The 18,843-nt window shown below is 71.1% G+C and carries 23 protein-coding genes; 15 read left to right on the forward strand and 8 right to left on the reverse strand.

The features are described 5' to 3' along the window. Positions 1–207: 207 nt before the first annotated feature. Positions 208–399 (forward strand): hypothetical protein, encoded by a 192-nt coding sequence (locus tag AC1DWR_RS01035; RefSeq protein WP_477623336.1) that lies wholly within the window; start codon positions 208–210, stop codon positions 397–399. Between the two features lie 82 nt (positions 400–481). Here AC1DWR_RS01035 and AC1DWR_RS01040 read toward each other — a convergent pair whose 3' ends face one another. The 3 genes from AC1DWR_RS01040 to AC1DWR_RS01050 form a co-directional block, all read right to left on the reverse strand. Then, the gene (locus AC1DWR_RS01040) at positions 482–682 is read right to left on the reverse strand and encodes a hypothetical protein (RefSeq protein ID WP_477615510.1); all 201 of its coding nucleotides are present in this window, start codon (positions 680–682) and stop codon (positions 482–484) included. Between the two features lie 67 nt (positions 683–749). Next, complete coding sequence (locus AC1DWR_RS01045; protein ID WP_477615509.1) at positions 750–1,103, reverse strand: VOC family protein; 354 nt, start codon at positions 1,101–1,103, stop codon at positions 750–752. A gap of 1 nt (position 1,104) precedes the next feature. After that, entirely contained in the window at positions 1,105–2,181 is a 1,077-nt protein-coding gene (locus tag AC1DWR_RS01050; RefSeq protein WP_477623337.1) for a trans-sulfuration enzyme family protein, read from the reverse strand. Positions 2,182–2,255: 74 nt separating this feature from the next. Between AC1DWR_RS01050 and AC1DWR_RS01055 the strand changes: the two genes are divergently transcribed. Then, positions 2,256–3,386: a D-alanine--D-alanine ligase family protein gene (locus AC1DWR_RS01055; RefSeq protein ID WP_477623338.1), complete on the forward strand. Its 1,131-nt coding sequence runs from the start codon at positions 2,256–2,258 to the stop codon at positions 3,384–3,386. Between the two features lie 52 nt (positions 3,387–3,438). Here AC1DWR_RS01055 and AC1DWR_RS01060 read toward each other — a convergent pair whose 3' ends face one another. Next, positions 3,439–3,930, reverse strand: coding sequence for a hypothetical protein (locus tag AC1DWR_RS01060; RefSeq protein WP_477615506.1), 492 nt, complete (start codon positions 3,928–3,930; stop codon positions 3,439–3,441). Between the two features lie 73 nt (positions 3,931–4,003). On the opposite strand from AC1DWR_RS01060, the gene AC1DWR_RS01065 reads away from it, so the two are divergent. Beyond that, positions 4,004–4,465, forward strand: a complete 462-nt coding sequence (locus AC1DWR_RS01065; protein ID WP_477623339.1) for a response regulator transcription factor — start codon at positions 4,004–4,006, stop codon at positions 4,463–4,465. An 85-nt stretch (positions 4,466–4,550) separates the two neighbouring features. On the opposite strand, the gene AC1DWR_RS01070 is transcribed toward AC1DWR_RS01065, so the two are convergent. After that, on the reverse strand, positions 4,551–5,051 hold the full coding sequence (locus AC1DWR_RS01070; RefSeq protein WP_477623340.1) for a hypothetical protein: 501 nt from the start codon (positions 5,049–5,051) through the stop codon (positions 4,551–4,553). Positions 5,052–5,068: 17 nt separating this feature from the next. Then, the gene (locus AC1DWR_RS01075; protein ID WP_140741828.1) at positions 5,069–5,302 is read right to left on the reverse strand and encodes an Lrp/AsnC ligand binding domain-containing protein; all 234 of its coding nucleotides are present in this window, start codon (positions 5,300–5,302) and stop codon (positions 5,069–5,071) included. A gap of 191 nt (positions 5,303–5,493) precedes the next feature. Here AC1DWR_RS01075 and thiL point away from each other — a divergent pair, with 191 nt between their 5' ends. Then, complete coding sequence (gene thiL, locus AC1DWR_RS01080) at positions 5,494–6,459, forward strand: thiamine-phosphate kinase (RefSeq protein WP_477623341.1); 966 nt, start codon at positions 5,494–5,496, stop codon at positions 6,457–6,459. 91 nt (positions 6,460–6,550) lie between these two features. Here the strand turns inward: thiL and rpmB are convergent, their stop codons facing one another. Further along, on the reverse strand, positions 6,551–6,745 hold the full coding sequence (gene rpmB, locus AC1DWR_RS01085; protein ID WP_056922510.1) for a 50S ribosomal protein L28: 195 nt from the start codon (positions 6,743–6,745) through the stop codon (positions 6,551–6,553). A 170-nt stretch (positions 6,746–6,915) separates the two neighbouring features. On the opposite strand from rpmB, the gene AC1DWR_RS01090 reads away from it, so the two are divergent. The 4 genes from AC1DWR_RS01090 to rsmD are packed head-to-tail and all read left to right on the forward strand — an operon-like array spanning position 6,916 to position 12,366. Continuing rightward, positions 6,916–8,655 carry a DAK2 domain-containing protein gene (locus AC1DWR_RS01090; RefSeq protein WP_477623342.1) on the forward strand — a complete coding sequence of 580 codons (1,740 nt, stop codon included), beginning with the start codon at positions 6,916–6,918 and terminating at the stop codon, positions 8,653–8,655. A gap of 11 nt (positions 8,656–8,666) precedes the next feature. Continuing rightward, a complete protein-coding gene (locus tag AC1DWR_RS01095) occupies positions 8,667–10,901 on the forward strand; it encodes an ATP-dependent DNA helicase RecG (protein ID WP_477623343.1) in 2,235 nt (744 codons plus the stop codon). A 60-nt stretch (positions 10,902–10,961) separates the two neighbouring features. Then, positions 10,962–11,750 (forward strand): alpha/beta fold hydrolase, encoded by a 789-nt coding sequence (locus AC1DWR_RS01100; protein ID WP_477615500.1) that lies wholly within the window; start codon positions 10,962–10,964, stop codon positions 11,748–11,750. Between the two features lie 40 nt (positions 11,751–11,790). Beyond that, positions 11,791–12,366 (forward strand): 16S rRNA (guanine(966)-N(2))-methyltransferase RsmD, encoded by a 576-nt coding sequence (gene rsmD, locus AC1DWR_RS01105; RefSeq protein WP_477623344.1) that lies wholly within the window; start codon positions 11,791–11,793, stop codon positions 12,364–12,366. Positions 12,367–12,450: 84 nt separating this feature from the next. Here rsmD and AC1DWR_RS01110 read toward each other — a convergent pair whose 3' ends face one another. Then, positions 12,451–12,744: a hypothetical protein gene (locus tag AC1DWR_RS01110; RefSeq protein ID WP_477623345.1), complete on the reverse strand. Its 294-nt coding sequence runs from the start codon at positions 12,742–12,744 to the stop codon at positions 12,451–12,453. 162 nt (positions 12,745–12,906) lie between these two features. Between AC1DWR_RS01110 and AC1DWR_RS01115 the strand changes: the two genes are divergently transcribed. The 7 genes from AC1DWR_RS01115 to mutM all read left to right on the forward strand — a co-directional run bounded on the left by AC1DWR_RS01115 (position 12,907) and on the right by mutM (position 18,842). Then, entirely contained in the window at positions 12,907–13,473 is a 567-nt protein-coding gene (locus AC1DWR_RS01115; protein WP_477623346.1) for a hemerythrin domain-containing protein, read from the forward strand. A gap of 25 nt (positions 13,474–13,498) precedes the next feature. Then, positions 13,499–13,996: a pantetheine-phosphate adenylyltransferase gene (gene coaD, locus AC1DWR_RS01120; RefSeq protein ID WP_477615496.1), complete on the forward strand. Its 498-nt coding sequence runs from the start codon at positions 13,499–13,501 to the stop codon at positions 13,994–13,996. A gap of 52 nt (positions 13,997–14,048) precedes the next feature. Next, positions 14,049–16,109, forward strand: a complete 2,061-nt coding sequence (locus tag AC1DWR_RS01125) for an acyltransferase family protein (RefSeq protein WP_477623805.1) — start codon at positions 14,049–14,051, stop codon at positions 16,107–16,109. Positions 16,110–16,245: 136 nt separating this feature from the next. After that, the gene (locus AC1DWR_RS01130; RefSeq protein WP_477623347.1) at positions 16,246–16,863 is read left to right on the forward strand and encodes a YceD family protein; all 618 of its coding nucleotides are present in this window, start codon (positions 16,246–16,248) and stop codon (positions 16,861–16,863) included. A gap of 1 nt (position 16,864) precedes the next feature. Beyond that, complete coding sequence (gene rpmF / locus AC1DWR_RS01135) at positions 16,865–17,059, forward strand: 50S ribosomal protein L32 (RefSeq protein ID WP_056922518.1); 195 nt, start codon at positions 16,865–16,867, stop codon at positions 17,057–17,059. A 53-nt stretch (positions 17,060–17,112) separates the two neighbouring features. Next, the gene (rnc, locus tag AC1DWR_RS01140) at positions 17,113–17,898 is read left to right on the forward strand and encodes a ribonuclease III (protein ID WP_477615611.1); all 786 of its coding nucleotides are present in this window, start codon (positions 17,113–17,115) and stop codon (positions 17,896–17,898) included. 74 nt (positions 17,899–17,972) lie between these two features. Further along, complete coding sequence (gene mutM, locus AC1DWR_RS01145) at positions 17,973–18,842, forward strand: bifunctional DNA-formamidopyrimidine glycosylase/DNA-(apurinic or apyrimidinic site) lyase (protein WP_477623348.1); 870 nt, start codon at positions 17,973–17,975, stop codon at positions 18,840–18,842. The last annotated feature ends 1 nt before the right edge of the window (position 18,843 follow it).

The following is an 18,843-nucleotide window of genomic DNA, read 5'->3' on the forward strand; positions in this document are numbered from 1 at the left end:
CAGGAGGAGCCGATGACGGGACGAGAGCGGGGAGCCCAGCCCCTGATGGGTGCTTTGTCGGTGGCGGAGTCACTTCTGTCGCGCACGCGCGTCTCCATAAGTGCCCGGGGCCTCACCGATGCCCGGGGCAGGGATCCCAGCGCTGGCTGGTCGCTGTCGGTGTCGGCGCTGGGATCCCGTCCTCACACTCCAGGCAAGGGATGGCTGATGCCCCGAAGTCAACACCTCGTCGCCGAGCTGGTGGTCACGAGCTACGGCGCCCACAGACATGCCGCGCGGATCGACGGCGCCCGGTCTCCGGGCACCCCGAGCTCGACGTCCGCCCTCACCGGGTCGCGGCAACGCGTCTGGACCTGGAGGCCCGACCCGGATACAGGGGGCAGCCTCGACCGGGCCTAGGCAGCCGACAGGGCACGAGGCTGGCGGTTGCCAGCCCCGTGCCCTGGGCGTTTGTCCTGCGACGTCTGCTCAGCCGGACCAGTCAGCCGCCGTAGGAGATGACCGATGCAGGGTCCAGCACGTCGGCGGGGCCAAGCAGGGTCGCTCCTTGGTCGTCCGGCTGCTGTACGTGCAGCACTGTGGCGACCGCCGAGGTCGCCGCTCCGGCGCCTAGGGCGGCGCACAGCAGAGTGATGATGATGGCGCCGCGGGTACGACTGCGGCGGTCCTCGTCCTGGGCCATGCGGTGGTTCTCCTTTGGTCGACTACCCAAAGGACGCGCAAACGGCGGACTCATGACGCTGGAACGGTCAGGTGGGCTGCCAGAGCTCGATCCGCGTGCCCTCGGGATCGGTGACCCAGCCGAATCGACCCACTCCCTCCATCTCCTGCGTCTCCGGCGCCACGTCCGCCCCCTTGCTGCGCAGCTGCTCGAGCATGGCGTCCAGGTCGCTGACCCGGAAGTTGAGCATCGCCTGCTGCGTGCTGGACCCGAAGTAGTCGGTCCCGGACTCGAACGCCGCGAAAACGGTCGGCCCGGCCCCCTGCTCCCAGACTCCGGTCTCGTCGACCTCGAGGCCAAGGCAGTCTCGGTACCACGCGAAGAGGGAGGCCGGGTCCGAGGACCGCACGAAGTAGCCGCCGATTCCCAGGACGCGTTCCATGTCACCGGTCCGTCAGCGCGCGGTCAAGGTCGTGCCAGAGGTCGTCGACGTCCTCGATGCCGACGGACAGCCGGAGCAGGGCGTCGGGGACGGTCGGCGGCTCAGCGGCATACCGACGGCGCCTCTCGATCTGGGACTCGACACCCCCCAGACTGGTGGCGTGCGTCCACAGGGCGGTGCTGGTGGCAACCCGCTCCGCCGCCTCGGCGCCACCCTGTACCTCGATCGCGATGATCGCGCCGAAACCGGGATAGCGCGTCAGGCTCACCGCGGGATGCCCCTCGAGCCGGGCGGCGAGCTCGCGGGCGTTGGCGGTGGCCCGCTCGAGCCGCACGTGCAGGGTGCGCAGACCGCGCAGCGCCAGCCAGGTCTCCATCGGTCCGGCGATGCCACCACCCAGGAGGCGTGCGGTCGACAGACGGGCGTGCAACCCGCGACCAGCTTCCGTGGGCGGGGTGACGAGGGCGCCGAGGATCACGTCGGAATGGCCGGAGAGGTACTTGGTCACCGAGTGGAGGACGACGTCGACGCCGTCGGCGAGCGGCTGCTGCACCAACGGGGTGGCGAACGTGTTGTCGCAGACGGTCAGCGCGCCCGACTCCCGGGCCATCGCGACCAGGGCCCCGATGTCGGACACCTCGAGCATGGGGTTGGTGGGCGACTCGATCCACAACAGTGCCGCGCCCTCGACGGCGACGCGCACGGCTTCCTGGTCGGTGGGGTCGACCCGCCGGACCACGACGGCACCGGAGTCGGCGAGCTGGTCGAGGAGCGTGGTCGTGCCGTTGTAGGCGTGGGCCGGCACCACGACGGCGCCCCCGTGCGGAACGAGCGAGAGTGCCGCCGACACGGCGGCCATCCCGGAGGCGAAGACGAGGGCATCCCCGCCCTCGAGTCCGCCCAGCGCCTCCTCGAAGGCCGACCACGTCGGGTTCCCGGCGCGCGCGTAGTTCACCGGCCCGTCCGCGATGTAGGTCGACGTGAACTCCAGGGGCGCGTTGACCCCGGCACCCGGCATACGGGACTGGCGTCCCAGGGCGACGACGCGGGACGCGGGGGACAGGTGCTCATGGTTCACGCGGCCAGCGTAGAGGCGCCGCCAGGCGAGCCGCGCGGGGTGCCCGGCGGATGGTCGGGATACGCTCGGCGGCGATGACTACGGACCAGCCAGCGACCCACAAGCCTCGAGTCGCCATCGTCTTCGGTGGCCGCTCGTCGGAGCACGCGGTCTCGTGTGCGACCGCGGCTGGGGTGATGCGGGCGATCGACCGCGACGCCTACGAGGTCATCCCGATCGGCATCTCCCGGGACGGGCACTGGGTGCTCTCCGACGGCGACCCGCAGCTGCTCGAGCTGACCGCCGACAGCACGCCCGAGGTCGCGCCGGGAGGCGCTGGCGTGGTCGTGCCGCTGGCCACGACGGATCGCACGCTCACCACCCTGGAGCCCCAGGAGGTCCCGAGGAGCCTCGGCGAGGTCGACGTCGTCTTTCCGTTGCTGCACGGGCCTTTCGGCGAGGACGGCACCATCCAGGGCATGTTCGAGATGGCCGATATCCGCTACGTCGGGTCCGGCGTCTTCGCGTCCGCCGCGGGGATGGACAAGCACTACATGAAGGTCCTGTTTGCCGGCGCCGGACTCCCGGTCGGCCCGTATGCCGTGATCACCGACTCGCAGTGGCGGCGCGACAAGGCCGCGGCGATGGACGCCGTCGGTGCGTTGGACTACCCCGTCTTCGTGAAGCCGTCGCGGGCCGGCTCGAGCATGGGCATCTCGAAGGTGTCGACACCCGAGGCGCTCGAGGCGGCCATCGAGATCGCCCGCGAGCACGACCGCAAGGTCATCGTCGAGCAGGGCATCGTGGGACGCGAGATCGAGTGCGCGGTGCTCCAGGGACGGGGGACCGACGCGCCGCGGGTCTCACACGTCGGCGAGATCGAGGTGACGACCACGGGCGGTCACGAGTTCTACGACTTCGAGGCCAAGTACCTCGACGACGGTGCGGTGCTGTCGTGCCCGGCCAACGTGCCCGACTCGGTGTCGGCCGAGGTCCAGCGGCTCGCGGGTGCCGCGTTCGAGGCGCTCGGCTGCGAGGGACTGGCGCGGGTGGACTGCTTCTACACCGACACCGGCGACGTCGTCATCAACGAGATCAACACGATGCCCGGTTTCACGCCGCACTCGATGTATCCCCAGATGTGGGAGGCGACGGGGCTGCCGTACCCGGAGTTGATCGACGAGCTCATCCAGCTCGCCCTGACCCGGCCCGTCGGACTCCGCTGAGCGCTCCGTCACCGCTGGGAGTCCACACGCGACGGGCGCCCATGACGGCTGGCTAGCTGCGGAACCACCGCTTCTTCGTGGGCGGGGCATCGGTCTCGACCGGAGGCTGGGTCTCGAAGTCTGCGCTGCCCTCGAAGCCTTCGGCCCTGCCCTCGAAGTCCTCGGCGCTGCCCTCGACTGCTATCAGGTTCAGGCTGAGGAAGTATCCGGACTCCGGGTCTCCCGTCACGGACTCGAGCTCGACCTGCCCGTCCTCGGCGAGAAAGTGGAACACATCCAGACCGGGGAGACGCAGCTCGGAGATCCACACCGCCTCGAGGAAGCTGGACACCTGACGCTCGGGCGTGCCGGGCCGGTAGCGGACCAGAGCGACCAGAAGACGGTCGGGGTCCTCCGTGGCCTCCACCTCGACGTGAGCGAACATGACGCTCGACACCAGTCGTTGACGAAGCCTGGCTGCAGCGGCGTCGATGAGCGCACCAGATGCCGGCGGCAGGTTGGATGTCAGCGCGGTTCTGAGTCGCAGGAATTCCACGCGGTCCACGATGGTGAGACTGCCCGACGACGATCGATTGGGCAAACCGCCTGGCTTGGCTGGCTGATCGGCGACTGCTCGCGTGGCCGTGGCCGGCAGTCACCACGCGTACGCTGGCCGAACGGTCGACGGCGGCCGCGAGACGAGCCGCGCGAAGGGACCACCGATGAAGGTTCTCGTTGTGGAAGACGATGTGGACATCCAGGATCTCGTCATCAGCTTGCTGAGTCGCGCCGGCTACGACGTGCTCGCCGAGGGCAACGGTGACGCGGGACTGGCCACTGCCCTGACGCAGCAACCCGACCTGGTGATCCTGGACTGGATGATGCCCGGGCTGAGCGGGGTCGACGTCTGCCGGGCTCTGCGTGCGGACCCTCGGGCGAAGAACATTCCCGTCCTGCTCCTGACGTCTCGAGCCCAGGAGGCCGACATCGACCAAGCCTTCACCGCAGGAGCCGATGACTACATGGTCAAGCCGTTTCGGGGGCGCGAGCTGGTCAGTCGTGTCCAGTCGCTGACAACCAACGGTGTCGGACGTGTCTGACCCACCCCGGCCGTCAGGTTCCCAGCAACCCGCTGCTGGGGCGGGCGTCTCGGCGAGCATCCTGCGGGTCTGAGCAGGACGTGCGTCACCTGCAGGAGCGGCCGTTGGTGGGCAGCGCCTTGGCAGCTGGTCCGAAGGCAGGGAGCAGCAGGGGCTCGGGTTTGTAGGAGTCCGGCACGAGCACCTCGATCGCCGGCGCGCGTCCGAAGGTCGTGAACTTCACGCCGTCCCCGAGCCGCTCGACGACCCAGTAGGCGCCGTCGACGTCAAGGCACTCCTTGTCGGTGGCGCCGAGCGCCGGCCAGCCGCACGACGCGATGACGGCGGGGTCGCCCCACGCCCTGGCATCCCTGCCTGCGGGGCCCGTGGTGCGCTGCCCACTGTCCACTGTCCGGGGTTCCTTGCCCGCCACCTTCGCCGGCCACAACGCGGTGGCGGACTCACAGGCTGCGTCGTGCGGGGGAGGGATGACCTCGACCGAGTCGGAACACCCTGACAGCAGACCACCGGCCACCCCGAGGACGAGGAGGCCGGTGGTCGTGGTGCGCAGTGGGCGCGCGGCCGCGTGGCGGGCGCCGGGGCACACAGAGGTCGGTGGGACGCTCAGACGTGGACGACGGTGCAGGTCAGGGTGCGGGTGATGCCCGGCACGTCCTGGATCTTGGCGATGACCAGCTTGCCCAGCTCGTCAACGGTGTTGGCCTCGACACGGGCGATCACGTCGTAGGGCCCGGTCACGTCCTCGGCGAGGACTACACCGGAAATTGCGGCAATGGCCTCGGCAACGGACGCCGCCTTGCCGACTTCGGTCTGGATCAGGATGTAAGCCTGGACCACCACGAGACACCTCACACTTTCTGTTGACAACAGGTTGAGCCTGTTTCCTTGTGCACAGCCTGCTCTTGAGACAGAGCCTGTTTCCACGACCCCGGAGAACCGCATGGCCGGGGGCGCACCTCGGCCACGGCAGACGCTACCGTGCCCGTGTCCCGCCCGTCTCCCCCGGGCCGTCACGAGGAGGTCAAGTCATGGTCACGGCCGCGCTGACGCTGGCGGAGGTGTCCGAGTCGGACCTGCTTCAGCGGATCTTCCCGCTCTTCGAGGCTGGTCCGTCATTGGCGGTCGGCCCCGGTGACGACGCCGCGGTCCTTCGCACCGGCTCGACCACCGTGGCGACCACGGACTCGATGGTCCGCGGCCGCGACTGGCTCGACGAGTGGTCGACCGCGGCTGACGTCGCGACCAAGCTGCTCACCCAGAACCTCGCCGACGTGGCGGCCATGGGCGCGCGGTCGACCGCGATCCTGGTGTCTCTCGTCGCCGACCCGGCGACCCCGCTGGACTGGGTGGTCGAGTTCGCGCGCACCCTCGGGGAAGGCGCGGCCGCGCTGGGGGTCGTCGTCGCCGGTGGCGACCTGTCATCGGCGCCGGCCGGCGTGCTCATGGTGTCGGTGACGGCGCTCGGTGACCTGGACGGCCGCGAACCGGTGCTGCGCAGCGGTGCTCGGCCGGGCCATGTCGTCGCGGTCTACGGCACCCTGGGCCGCTCCGCCGCCGGCCTGGCCATGCTCGAGGGGGGCGCCGACCCCCGAGCGGCTGCGGTCGGCATACCCGCGGCCTGCCTGGCTCACCACCTGCGACCCAGGGTCCACCTGATCGCCGGGAGGCAGGCGGCCGAAGCCGGCGCGAGCGCCATGATCGACCTGTCCGACGGCTTGCTGCGCGACGGACACCGCATCGCCCAGGCCAGCGGAGCGCGCCTCGCTCTGTCCCCGGCGGCGCTGCACGACGACCTCGCCGCCGTCGAGCAGGCCGTCGGTGACGCTGCCTGGGAGTGCGTGCTCGCGGGCGGCGAGGAGCACAGCCTCCTGGCAACCTTTCCCGTGGGCGTCCCGGACGGCTGGCGCACCATCGGCGTGGTCGAGGCGGGCGAGGGCGTCACGCTCGACGGCGTGGTGCAGCAGCCGCGCGGCTGGGATCACTTCCGGGCGTAGCAGGAAATCAGATCTTCCGGGGTTGAAGCATGAAAGGAGCCGACCTCCCGGTGGGGAGATCGGCTCGTTTCGGTATGCCGCAGGGGCAGGGTCAGCGCTTGACCTTGCCGGCCTTGAGGCACGAGGTGCAGACATTGAGACGCTTCGGGGTCACGCCCGCGTCGCCCACCAGGGCCTTGACGCGCTGGATGTTGGGGTTCCAGCGACGCTTGGTGCGGCGGTGCGAGTGCGAAATGTTGTGACCGAAGCCCGGTCCCTTGCCGCAGACGTCGCAGTTGGCAGCCACGGGTGTTCTCCTGAAATCGATTGGTACAAGAAATGGGGCGCTCCCGGTGTCTCCTCGCGCGGGCACAGGCCAGCGACGCAGAGGTCCATGGGAACCGGTCAAGCGTAGCCGAGGTGTGGCGCAACGGCCAAAACGGGGCTGACGAGGGCGTCTGCGACTAGCCTGCCACCGTGCTCGAAGCCCTCAGTGCCGTGGACGCGAGGCGATGGGCCGTGCTCACGCGCGCCGCCTTCGCCGCGCGACGGGCCGAGATCGACGCGCTCAACGTCTTCCCCGTCCCCGACGGTGACACGGGCACCAATCTCTACCTCAGCCTCGACGCGGCGCTCGACTCGGTCCGCACCGAGCACGAGAGGGCCGGCATCCTCGGTGCCGCCTCGCTCGAGCAGGAGTGCAGCGCCATGGCGCGCTCCCTGCTGCTGACGGCCCGTGGCAACTCCGGCGTGATCCTCAGCCAGCTGGTCCGCGGTTTCGCCGAGGCCATCGCGGAGAGCGGCAAGGACCTCGCCGATGCCGGGACGATTGCGGATGGACTTGAGCGCGCCAGCCAGCGTGCCTACGCGAGTGTGACCAGGCCGGCCGAGGGGACCATCCTCACCGTCGCTCGGGCGGCGGCGAGCGCGGGTGCGGCCGCCGTCGACCGTGGGCTGGTCGCCGTGGCGGAGGACGCCCTCGACGCTGCCACCGAGGCCCTGAAGGCCACGACCGCCCAGCTGCCCGCCCTGGAGCGCGCGGGCGTCGTCGATGCAGGAGCCGCGGGCTACCTCCTGCTCCTCGAGGCTCTCGCGCGGGTCGTGCACCAGGACGGAACCCACGTCGGAGAGCGGATGGAGGTCTTCGCCGACGACACCATGCACCGCCGAGAGGACTGGAGCCAGGCCGGCGGTGTGGTCGCGCCGATGGGCGCCTCTGGCGGCTCGCCCTCGGGCGAGGGCGACCTCGTCCCCGGCGGCCCGGCCTACGAGGTCATGTACCTGCTGCGCGACAGCGACGAGGAGCGGGCGGCGGTGCTGCGCGACACCTTGGACGCGCTCGGTGACTCGCTGCTCGTCGTCGGCGGTCCCGACCTGTGGAACGTCCACGTGCACGTCGACGACGTCGGAGCCGCTGTGGAGGCGGGGATCGAGGCAGGGCGTCCCTACCGCGTCCGGGTGACTCACTTTGCCTCTCAGGGTGATCGTGCCACCCACGGTGATCGTGCAGGTCAGGGTGACCGAGCGGACCAGGTCGGCGGTGCCCACCCCGCGGGCGGTGTTGCCGTCGTCGCCTGTGCGGCGGGTCCGGGGCTGGCGGCGGTGCTCGGGCAGGCGGGGGCCAAGGTCGTCGAGAGCGGGCCGGGCCGGCGTGCGTCAGCAGGACAGCTGCTCGACGCGGCCCGGTCGGTGCATGCGCTCGAGGTGATCGTGCTGCCCAACGACGGCGACACCGTCATGGCGGCCGAGGCCGCGGCGAGTGCGGCCGAGCAGGACGGGATCATGCTGCACGTCGTGCGCTCGCGGACAGCTGTCCAGGGCCTGGCGGCGCTGGCGGTCTTCGACCCGACCGCGAGCGGTTCACGCAACGCCGCCCAGATGAGCCACGCGGCGGCTGCGACCCGCCATGGCGCGGTGGCTGTGGCGAGCAAGCAGGCCCTGACCAGCGCGGGCCCGTGCGAGCCCGGAGACGTCCTGGGTGCCGTCGCGGGAGATGTCGTCATCGTGGGCGCCGACCTCGAGGAGGTCGCCATCGACGTGGTGGCCAGGCTGCTGAGCAGTGGCGGCGAGATAGTCACCGTGATCGGTGGCGCCGACGCGCCACCCGGACTCACCGAGTCGCTCGGCGCCCGCATCGAGCGCGGGCACCGGGACGTCGAGGTCAGCTTGATCGACGGCGGCCAGCCGCACTACCCCTTGTTGCTCGGAGTCGAGTAGGCGTGGTCGGTGTGGTCACGCAGTCCACCAAGCTCTCACAGATCGTCTCCACGGCTGCGCCCAAGCTGGCGAAGCACCGAGGGATCAAGGTCGTGGGGGACCTGCTGGAGTTCTGGCCGCGGCGCTACCTCGAACACAGCGCTGACCTCGGCATGCTGCACGTCGGGATGTACGTCGTGGCGGTGGCCACCGTCAAGACCGCCGCGACCCGGTCGATGAAGAACCGCCGGGGCGAGATGCTCACCGTCACCATCACCGATGGCGCACACGAGGTGGACCTGGTCTTCTTCAAGGCGTGGGGGCACAAGGACTCCCTGGTGCCCGGCACGACGGCCTTGTTCGCCGGCACCGTCGGGATGTACCGCGGGCGATGGCAGCTGGCGCACCCGGCATACCAGCTCATGCACGGCGGACTCGGCGATGCCGCCACCGACCGTGGGCCGATCCCGGTCTACCTCCAGGTCAAAGGCATGCAGAACTGGGCCGTTGCCGAGTGCGTGCGCCTGACGCTCGACCAGCTCGACGCGCTGCCGGATCCGGTCCCCGCCGACCTGCGACAGCGGCGCGGCCTGCCCGGTCGGCTGGAGGCTCTGCGCGGCATCCACGTCCCGAGGGAGATGCCGGAGGTCTATCGCGCCCGTCAGCGGATGCGCTACGAGGAGGCCCTGGTCCTGCAGACGTTGCTGGCGCAGCGTCGTGCGCGGGCAGCCCTCCAGCACACCGCGGTCGCGCGGACGCCCGGCGTGGGTGGGCTGCTCGACGCGTTCGACGCCCGGCTGCCGTTCGAGCTGACGGAGGGTCAGCGGGAGATCGGGGCGACCCTCGCCCGCGAGATGTCCGGCGACACCCCCATGAACCGCCTGCTGCAAGGTGAGGTCGGCTCCGGGAAGACGGTCATCGCGCTGCGGGCCATGCTGGCGGCCGTCGACGCAGGTGGTCAGGCTGCACTGCTTGCCCCCACGGAAGTCCTTGCGGCACAACACCATCGCTCGATCACAGCGATGCTCGGGGAGCTTGCCGAGCGCGGAATGCTCGGAGGCAGCGAGATCGGGACGCAGGTCGCACTGCTCACCGGCAGTCAGTCGGCGGCCGCCCGGAAGAAGTCGCTGCTCGACCTGGCGAGCGGCGACGCCGGCATCGTGATCGGCACACATGCCCTGATCCAGGAGCACGTCCAGTTCTTCGACCTCGCCCTCGTCGTCGTCGACGAGCAGCACCGCTTCGGGGTCGAGCAGCGAGATGCCATGCGGGACAAGGCAAGGCAACCGCCCCACGTGCTCGTGATGACGGCCACCCCGATCCCACGAACCGTGACGATGACGGTGTTCGGCGACATGGAGACCTCGACGCTCACCGAGCTGCCGCGAGGTCGCGCCCCCATCACGACGCACGTCGTCCCGACCGACAACCCCCGATGGGTCGAGCGCACCTGGGAACGCATCGCCGAGGAGGTCCGGACCGGCCGCCAGGCGTACGTCGTGTGCCCGAGGATCGTGGACACCGAGGACTCCAGCGGCGTCTCGGACGAGGAGGTTCCCGACGCGCGGCCGGCGGCCGAGGATGCCGAGCTCGACGAAGGGGAGCCCGCGGAGTCGACGGCGCCACGCGTCTGGGCCAGCGTCCTCGCGGTCGTCGAGCAGCTGCGGTCCGACCCTGCGCTCCACGGCATCACCGTCGACGTCCTGCACGGCCGGATGACCCCCGAGGACAAGGACGCCGCGATGGCGCGCTTCACCCGCGGAGAGACCGGAGTCCTCGTCTCGACCACCGTCATCGAGGTAGGCGTCGACGTCGCGAACGCGACCGTGATGGTCGTGATGGACGCAGACCGGTTCGGGGTCTCCCAGCTCCACCAGCTCCGTGGACGCGTGGGTCGTGGGGGACACCCCGGCCTGTGCCTGCTCATGACCGGTGCCGAGGCCGACGGGGGAGCCCGCGAACGACTCGAGGCAGTCGCCGCCACCACCGACGGGTTCGCCCTCGCCCAGCTCGACCTCGAGCTGCGCGGGACCGGTGACGTGCTCAGTGGACGACAGAGCGGTGGTGGCCGGTCCACCAGGGGGATGGGAAGGGGCAGCTTCCGGTTCCTGTCCCTCGTGCGCGACGAAGAGCTCATCCTGCAGGCCCGTGAGGACGCTGCCGAGCTCGTGGCCTCCGACCTCGACCTCACGGCCCACGCCGAGCTCAGGGTGGCAGTCGGCGAACGCCTCGACGAGGAGCAGGCAGCCTTCCTCGAGCGGGGATGACGCGAGGGTTGACCGAAATTGCAGGGGCGCTCACATGCGAGTTCGCCCTAGTCTCGAAGGGTGCTGCTCTCCCATGACGACGAAGGTTCCGGCCCAGCGGTCCTGCTGCTCCATGCGGGAGTTGCCGACCGCCGCATGTGGGACCCCCTGGTCCCGGGGCTGCGCCACACCTTCCGCGTGATCCGTCCCGACCTGCGAGGTTTCGGCGACTCGGCGCAACCGGGCGAGGAGTACGCAGACGCCGACGACCTCGACGGGCTGCTCGACTCGCTGGGGGTGGGCAGCGCCGCGGTGGTCGGGTCCTCGTACGGCGGGCGAGTGGCGATGGAGCTCGCGACGGCCCATCCGGCGCGGGTCTCCTCGCTGGTCCTGCTCTGCCCGGGCTATCGCGGGCTGGAGCCCTCCGAAGCAGACGCGCCGGCCTTGGAGGCCTATGGCGACGAGGAGGCACGGCTGCTCGAGGCGGGCGACCTCGCGGGTGCCGCCGCACTCACCGTGGACACCTGGGTGGGACCGGAGGCGGGGCCCGAGGTGCGAGAGCTCGTCGCTACGATGCAACGCCGTGCCTACGAGGTCCAGCTGGCGGCCGACGAACAGGACCCGCCGCCTTCGGCGCGCCGGATCGAGGTCGACCCGACGGCGCTGGCGGTGGACACCTTGGTGGTGTCGGGCGCGCACGACCTGGACCACTTCCGCGCCATTGCCGCTCATCTCGGCAGGCAGATCCCGGGGGCCGAGTGGGTCGAGCTCGACTGGGCCGGCCACCTGCCGTCGATGGAGCGGCCCGACGCCGTGCTGACGCTGCTCCTCGACGTGCTGCGGGACGACCCGACGGTGCACGCGCCCTGAGCGAGGGACCTGGGTCCGGCGGCGCTGCTACGTTGCCGCCGTGACGCGGATCATCAGTGGGCGGGCCGGGGGCATGCGGCTGGCCACCCCGGCAGGCTCGGGCACCCGACCGACGAGCGACCGCGTCCGAGAAGCGCTGTTCTCGCGTCTCGAGCACCTCGAGGTGCTCGTCGGTGCGCGGGTGGTGGACCTGTATGCCGGGTCCGGCGCCCTCGGTCTCGAAGCGGCCAGCCGTGGCGCGGCGACCGTGCTGCTCGTGGAGTCGGACAAGGCCGCCGCGAAGGTGACCCGTCAGAACGCGGGAGCACTCGGCATACCCGGGATCACGGTGCGGCACGCCACCGTGCAGCGGGCTCTGTGTGCGGCTCCGGCGCAGCCACAGACGCTGGTCTTCCTCGATCCGCCGTACGAGCTCGGCGAGGAGGAGCTGGCCGCGGACCTCGTCGCCCTGGTGGAGCAGGAGTGGCTCGATCCCGAGGCGCTGGTGGTGGTCGAACGGTCCGCGAGGTCACCGGAACCGGCCTGGCCCGAGGAGCTCGAGCGCGAGGGGGAGCGACGCTACGGCGAGACGAAGATCTGGTTCGCAGGCCCACGCCTGCCCGACGTCGTGGCCTGAGCGCCGCCCTGGCAAGGGATGCGAGCAGGGCCGAACGCGGCGGAGCCCGACCGCACAGCGATCGGGCTCCGTGACTTTGGTCGGTCAGACCGTGGGGGAGGAGGGGAGCAGGCTGAACTGCACACCCCCGGTCTCGTCCACCGCGGCATCGAGCACCTGGTCGCCCAGGGCCACGGCGGCGGTCTCGTCGAGGTAGACCTTGGCGCCGTCCTGCTCGACGACGGCGTCACCGGGCAGGGCCTGCTCGGCGGTGGTCACCGTCAGGCCGCCGGAGTCGACGCCTTCCTGGCTGAAGCGCAGACCCGCGTCCTCGGTGCTGAGGTTCTGGTCCACGAGGGTCTTGACGATCGTGCTGGCGTTCTCGGTCAGGGTGAGCATGTGGCTCCTTCTTTTCCGACGGTGTCAGGCTATGGAGGTCAGGACCCCTCCACCGTGTCGCAACCCGCGTCCCGACTTCAAACCAGGCGTCCGGTGGGTGGGACGTCGTCTCGCCGCGACCCCCGAGGTGTGGCATCGCCGCAGGTGGGAGAGGGTATGGACATGACGGACTACGAGATCCCCCGGCCGACCAACGGCGACGTTGTCGAGCTGATCCTCGACGACCACCGATTCTTCGAGGCACTCCTGCGCGACCTGCGCGACGCCACGGCGGACCGCGAGGCGGCCCGGGCCACCCTGGCCGCGGTCCTCATCGCCCATGGTGAGGCGGAAGAGGCGAAGGTCTATGCGAGCCTCAAGCGCAAGGACGCCATCACGGCCCACGAGGCCGAGCACGGCGAGGAGGAACACGCTGAGGGCAACGAGGCCCTGCTGGCGCTCCTGGAGTGCAAGGGCACCGACACCCAGAAGTTCGACGACGCCGTCGAGGACCTCGCCACCGCGCTCAACCACCACATCGGCGAGGAGGAGCAGACCATCCTCAACCCGGCCCGCACCGAGGTGTCGGAGGAGGTCCGCCAGGACCTCGGCGTGAAGTGGGCGACCGAGCGCAACCGCCTCCTCGAGGCCGGGGTCGGGACCCTCACCAACGTCCGCGAGATCGTCGCGCGGGCGCACAAGGAAGGCCTCCTCCCGGCCGACGACGAGGGCGAGGACGACAAGGAGTAGCCGGGCGCGCTGCTAGCGTGCCGGTGTGACCAGCCCAGCGACGAGACGGTGTGTGTGCCCCGGCTCCTACGACCCCGTCACGCTCGGCCACGCCGACGTCATCCGGCGCGCCGCAGCGCTCTACGACGAGGTCGTCGTCGCGGTGCTGCACAACCCTGCCAAGCGCGGGACCTTCAGCCCGGAGGAGCGTCGCGACCTCATCCTCGACGGCTGCCGCGACCTGGGAAACGTCCGCGTGGAGCTGTTCGCCGACCGGCTGCTCGTCGACGTCTGCCGCGAGCTGGACGCGACGGCGATCGTGAAGGGTCTGCGGGGCGGCACCGACTTCGCCTACGAGCTGCCGATGGCCCTGATGAACCGGCACCTCACCGGCGTCGAGACCGTCTTCCTCCCCGGTGACCCGAGCCTCGAACACATCTCGAGCTCGCTGGTCAAGGAGGTCGCGCGCTACGGCGGCGACGTCTCCGGGCTGGTCAGCGACCGCGTCCGGGACGCCCTCCTGGCGCGCCTGCGGGAGCAGTGACCTGACCTCGAGATCCCCCCGGCCGGAACGCTTTCGGCCCGACATCGAGGGGCTGCGAGCCATCGCCGTCCTGCTGGTGATGGCCTACCACGCCGGTGTCCCGCTGGCGAACGGCTTCCTCGGGGTGGACGTCTTCTTCGTCATCTCGGGCTTCCTCATCACGAGCCTCCTGGTCCGCGAGCTGGTCGCCACCGGCACCATCGACTGGGCCCGCTTCGTGGGTCGACGGATCCGTCGGCTGCTGCCCGCGGCGATCCTCGTCCTCGTCGTCACTGCGCTCGTGGCCCTGGCGGTGGTTCCCGGCCTGCGCCGCCGCGAGATCGGCACCGATGTCGCTGGTGCGGCCCTGTACGTCGTCAACTGGGTGTTCTCGCACCGGGCCGTCGACTACCTCGCCTCGGACAGCATCCCCTCACCGGTGCAGCACTTCTGGTCGCTCGCGGTCGAGGAGCAGTTCTACGTCATCTGGCCGCTCGCGCTGATCGCGCTCGCGCTCGTGCTGCGCCGGCTGGGTCGGCGCCCAACCGTGGGCGCGGTGGGGGTCCTGCTCGCCGCCATCGCCGTGCCCTCCTTCGCCTATGCCGTGTGGCTGGGTGCCGTCGACCCGGCGCGGGTCTACTTCGTCACCACCACGCGGGCGTGGGAGCTCGGGGTCGGTGCGGCGCTCGCGGTCTGGTGTGCAGGCAGAGGCGAGCGGGCGCGGCATACGGGAGAGGGCCCGGCCGCTGCGTCCTCACGGGGCAGGGGGCTGCTCGACGCCGCCATCGGCTGGGTGGGCCTCGCCGCGGTCCTGGGCTCGGCCTGCTGGCTTCCGGCCGACGCGGTCACGCCCGGCGGGTGGACCCTGGTGCCGACGCTGGGGGCCGCCGCGGTCCTCTACGCCGGCTGGACGGGGACGCCGGCCGGCCCGGTCCGCGTCCTCGGCACCGCGCCGATGGTCTGGATCGGTGGGTTGTCCTACTCGCTCTACCTCTGGCACTGGCCGGTCCTCGTCCTGAGCGAGTGGACGTTCGACGGGCTCGGCGCGACGCAGCAGGCGCTGGCCGTCGCCCTTGCCGTCGTGCCCGCCTGGCTGAGTCACCGGTTCCTGGAGAACCCGATCCACCACAGCCGGACGCTGGCGGCCCGCACCCGGCCCGTGCTCGCCCTGGGACTCGCGCTGTCCGCGGTGGGCGCCCTCGCCGCGCTCCCGCTCGCGCAGGCGTCGTCGCCGTTCCGCACCTCGCCGATCGCGGGCCCCCGACCGGCCATCGAGACCCTCGGCGCGGCCACGCTCACCTCGCCGCCCAGCACCGACCCCGGGAACTACGCCGTCGACGACTGGGAGTGGCTGACCCCCGATCCGCAGCTCGCCGGCGAGGACCGTCCCAGGGCCGACGTCGACCGGTGCCAGGTGGACCGTCTGGTCGAGGACCCGGTGACCTGCGTGTTCGGGGTGTCGGGGGGAGCGACCACGGTGGCCCTGGTCGGGGACTCCAAGGCGATGCAGTGGTTGCCGGCCCTCGAACGGCTGGCTCCGGACCGCGGCTGGAGGATCGTGACCTACGGCAAGTCGGCCTGCGCCTTTGCCGCCGGCCGTGCCCAGAACGAAGGCAGGCCCTATCCGGCGTGCGACGAGTGGAACCGCCGTGTCGTGGACCGGCTCCGGGCCGACCCTCCCGACCTGGTCCTCACGTCCGGGTATGCCGCGACGGCCTGGGACGGCGCCCACGCCACGAGTGCCGCGCTGGTGGCCGGGCTGGCAGACCGCTGGTCGGCGCTGCGTGGCGCCGGGATCCCCGTCGTCGTGCTGGGGGACAGCCCGGTGTCGCCCAACGACCTGGACGTCTGCACGGCCCGCCACCCGCACGAGCTGAGCCGGTGCGCCTTCGCCCGGGACCGCGCCGTGGCGGGGAGCGGGTTGCCCGCCCAGCGCGAGGCCAGCACCGCCTCCGCCACCCCGCTGGTCGACCTCACGGAGTGGATCTGCCCGGTGGAACGCTGCCCCGTCGCCATCGGCAACGTCGCCATCCACCGGGCCGGCGACCACCTCACGGCGACCTACGTCCGCACCCTGGCACCTGTCCTTGGGGCGGCGCTGGAGCGTGCGGAGCCCCCTGGTGCGGTCCGGTGAGGGCGGCGGTTCGAGGGTCGGCAGCCACCCGGCATACCCGCGCATTTGGGGGACTGGGCCGTGCTCCGGTAATCTCGTGCGTCGGTCTTGTCCTCGCCCGAGGCGAAGTCCGAGTCACTCGACGTCTGCTGGAGCCATGGAACACCTGAATCCCCGATCGCCGCTGGTCTTCGACACCACGGACCTCGGTCGGCGACCCGGTTCGATGGAACGCCTGCAGCGCACGATCGAGGCACCTGCCGACTTCGGCACGGACGTCATCGCGGTCCCGCAGGGGTCCACGATCGAGCTGGAACTCCGGCTCGAGTCCGTCGTCGAGGGCGTGCTGGTCACCGGCTCGGCCCGCGCCACGGCGACCGGCGCCTGCGTGCGGTGCCTGGACCCCGTCAGCCACGAGGTTGAGGGGAACTTCCAGGAGCTGTTCGCCTACGCCGATCGCGCGGCCCACCACCGTGAGGTGGGAGCGGACGACGACGAGACCGAGGAGCACACCCTCGAGGGCGACCTGTTCGACCTCGAACCCGTGCTTCTGGACACGGTGGTGCCTGCACTGCCGTTCCAGCCCGTGTGCCGTGCCGACTGTCCGGGACTGTGCTCCGAGTGTGGAGCGCGCCTGGCGGACGACCCGGACCACCACCACGATGTGTTCGACCCCCGGTGGGCCGCGCTGAGCGCGCTGTCCCCCGAGACCACCGACCTCCTGGGCAGCGCCCAGGTCGAAACCCACAGCAACACCGAAGAGAAGAGGAACTGACGTGGCTGTCCCGAAGCGGAAGACGTCGCGCTCCAACACCCGTTCGCGTCGTGCGAACTGGAAGGCGACGGCGACCACGCTCACCACGTGCCCGCAGTGCAAGGCTGCCATGCAGCCGCACATCGCCTGCCCGTCCTGTGGCACCTACAAGGGTCGTCACTACACGCCGGCCGAGCGCACCGAGCACCAGGGCTGAGTCAGTCTGAACCGCGCGTGAGTCCCACTCCGTCCCTCCCGGGGGACAGCGCGATGCAGCGGCCCGTCGACGGCTTCGTCCAGCACCTCACCGAGGTGGTGGGGGGCCCCGTCGACGAGTCGCTGCTCCTGCGTGCCCTCACGCACCGCTCGTACGCCTACGAGAACGGTGGCCTGCCCAACAACGAGCGCCTCGAGTTCCTCGGCGACTCGGTTCTCGGGCTCGTGGTCACCGACACCTTGTATGCCACGCACCCCGACCTGCCCGAGGGGCAGCTCGCGAAGCTGCGCGCCGCCGTCGTCAACATGCGCGCCCTGGCTGATGTGGCCCGCACCCTCGGCCTGGGTGACCACGTGATGCTCGGTCGTGGCGAGGAGAGCACCGGGGGACGCGACAAGGCCTCGATCCTCGCCGACACGATGGAAGCCGTCATCGGGACGGTCTACCTGTCCTGCGGCATGGCGGCCGCGGCGAACCTCGTGCACCACCTGCTCGACCCGCTCATGGCTGCCAGCGCCACCCTCGGCGCCGGCCTGGACTGGAAGACCAGCCTCCAGGAACTCGGCGCGTCCACAGCCCAGGGCGTCCCGGAGTACCGCGTCGAGGAAGAGGGCCCCGACCACGAGAAGACCTTCCACGCCCAGGCGGTGGTGGGTGATGAGGTGCTGGGTACCGGCACCGGTCGGTCGAAGAAGGAAGCCGAGCAGCGCGCTGCCGAGCTGGCCTGGCGTGCCCTGAGCGCGCGCGCCGCCGCAGGTGTGGCCGCCGGTTCGTCGGACAACCTGCCCGACTCCGTGGTCCTGGCCGACGAGGACGCCGTGGCGGGCTCGCCCTCCTAGGCGAGCGCCCGGCATACCCACGTCCGTGCGGGCCACCCCGCAGGGGTGTCGGCCCCGCATGCTTGAGTTGCCCCATGCCTGAGCTGCCCGAGGTCGAGGTGGTCCGCCGCGGTCTCGCCGACCACGTGGTCGGGCGCACGATCACGGCTGCCGAGTTCCGCGGGCAGCGGGTGGCGCGGCGCCACCTGCCGGGACCGCTCGACCTCGCCGACCAGCTGACCGGCAACCACGTCGAGCAGGCGCGGCGCCGCGGCAAGTACCTGTGGCTCGTGCTGCGCGCCCCCGACGGCCACCGGCAGGGCCTCATCGCGCACCTCGGGATGAGTGGGCAGCTGCTCGTCGAGGCGTCGGACGCCCCGGAGGAGAAGCACCTGCACGCGCGATTCACTTTCGCCGATGGCCGTGACGAGCTGCGGTTCGTCGACCAACGCACCTTCGGCGGGATGGCGCTGGCCGAGCTCACGGACGACCTCGTCCCCGAGACCATCGCCCACATCGCGCCCGACCCGTTCGAGGCGGCCTACGACCAGGTCGCGGTCGTGCGGCGGATGAAGTCCCGCGACTCCGCGGTGAAGCGCGCCCTGCTCGACCAGACCCTCGTCGCCGGGATCGGCAACATCTACGCCGACGAGGCGCTCTGGCGGGCGCAGGTGCACGGTGAGCGGCTGTGTTCGTCGCTGACCAAGCCGACCCTTTCGCGGGTGCTCGGCCACGCCCACGACGTGATGCTGGCCGCGCTGGGGGAGGGCGGCACGAGCTTCGATGCGTTGTACGTCAACGTGAACGGCGCGTCCGGCTACTTCGACCGGTCGCTGCACGCCTACGGCCAGGAGGGGCGGCCCTGCGACCGGTGCGGCACGCTGATCCGGCGCGAGGCCTTCATGAACCGGTCGTCGTTCTCCTGCCCGCGCTGCCAGCCGCGTCCCCGACTGAGGCGCGGCTGAC

The sequence above is a fragment of the Pedococcus sp. P2_E2 genome, from assembly GCF_056403955.1.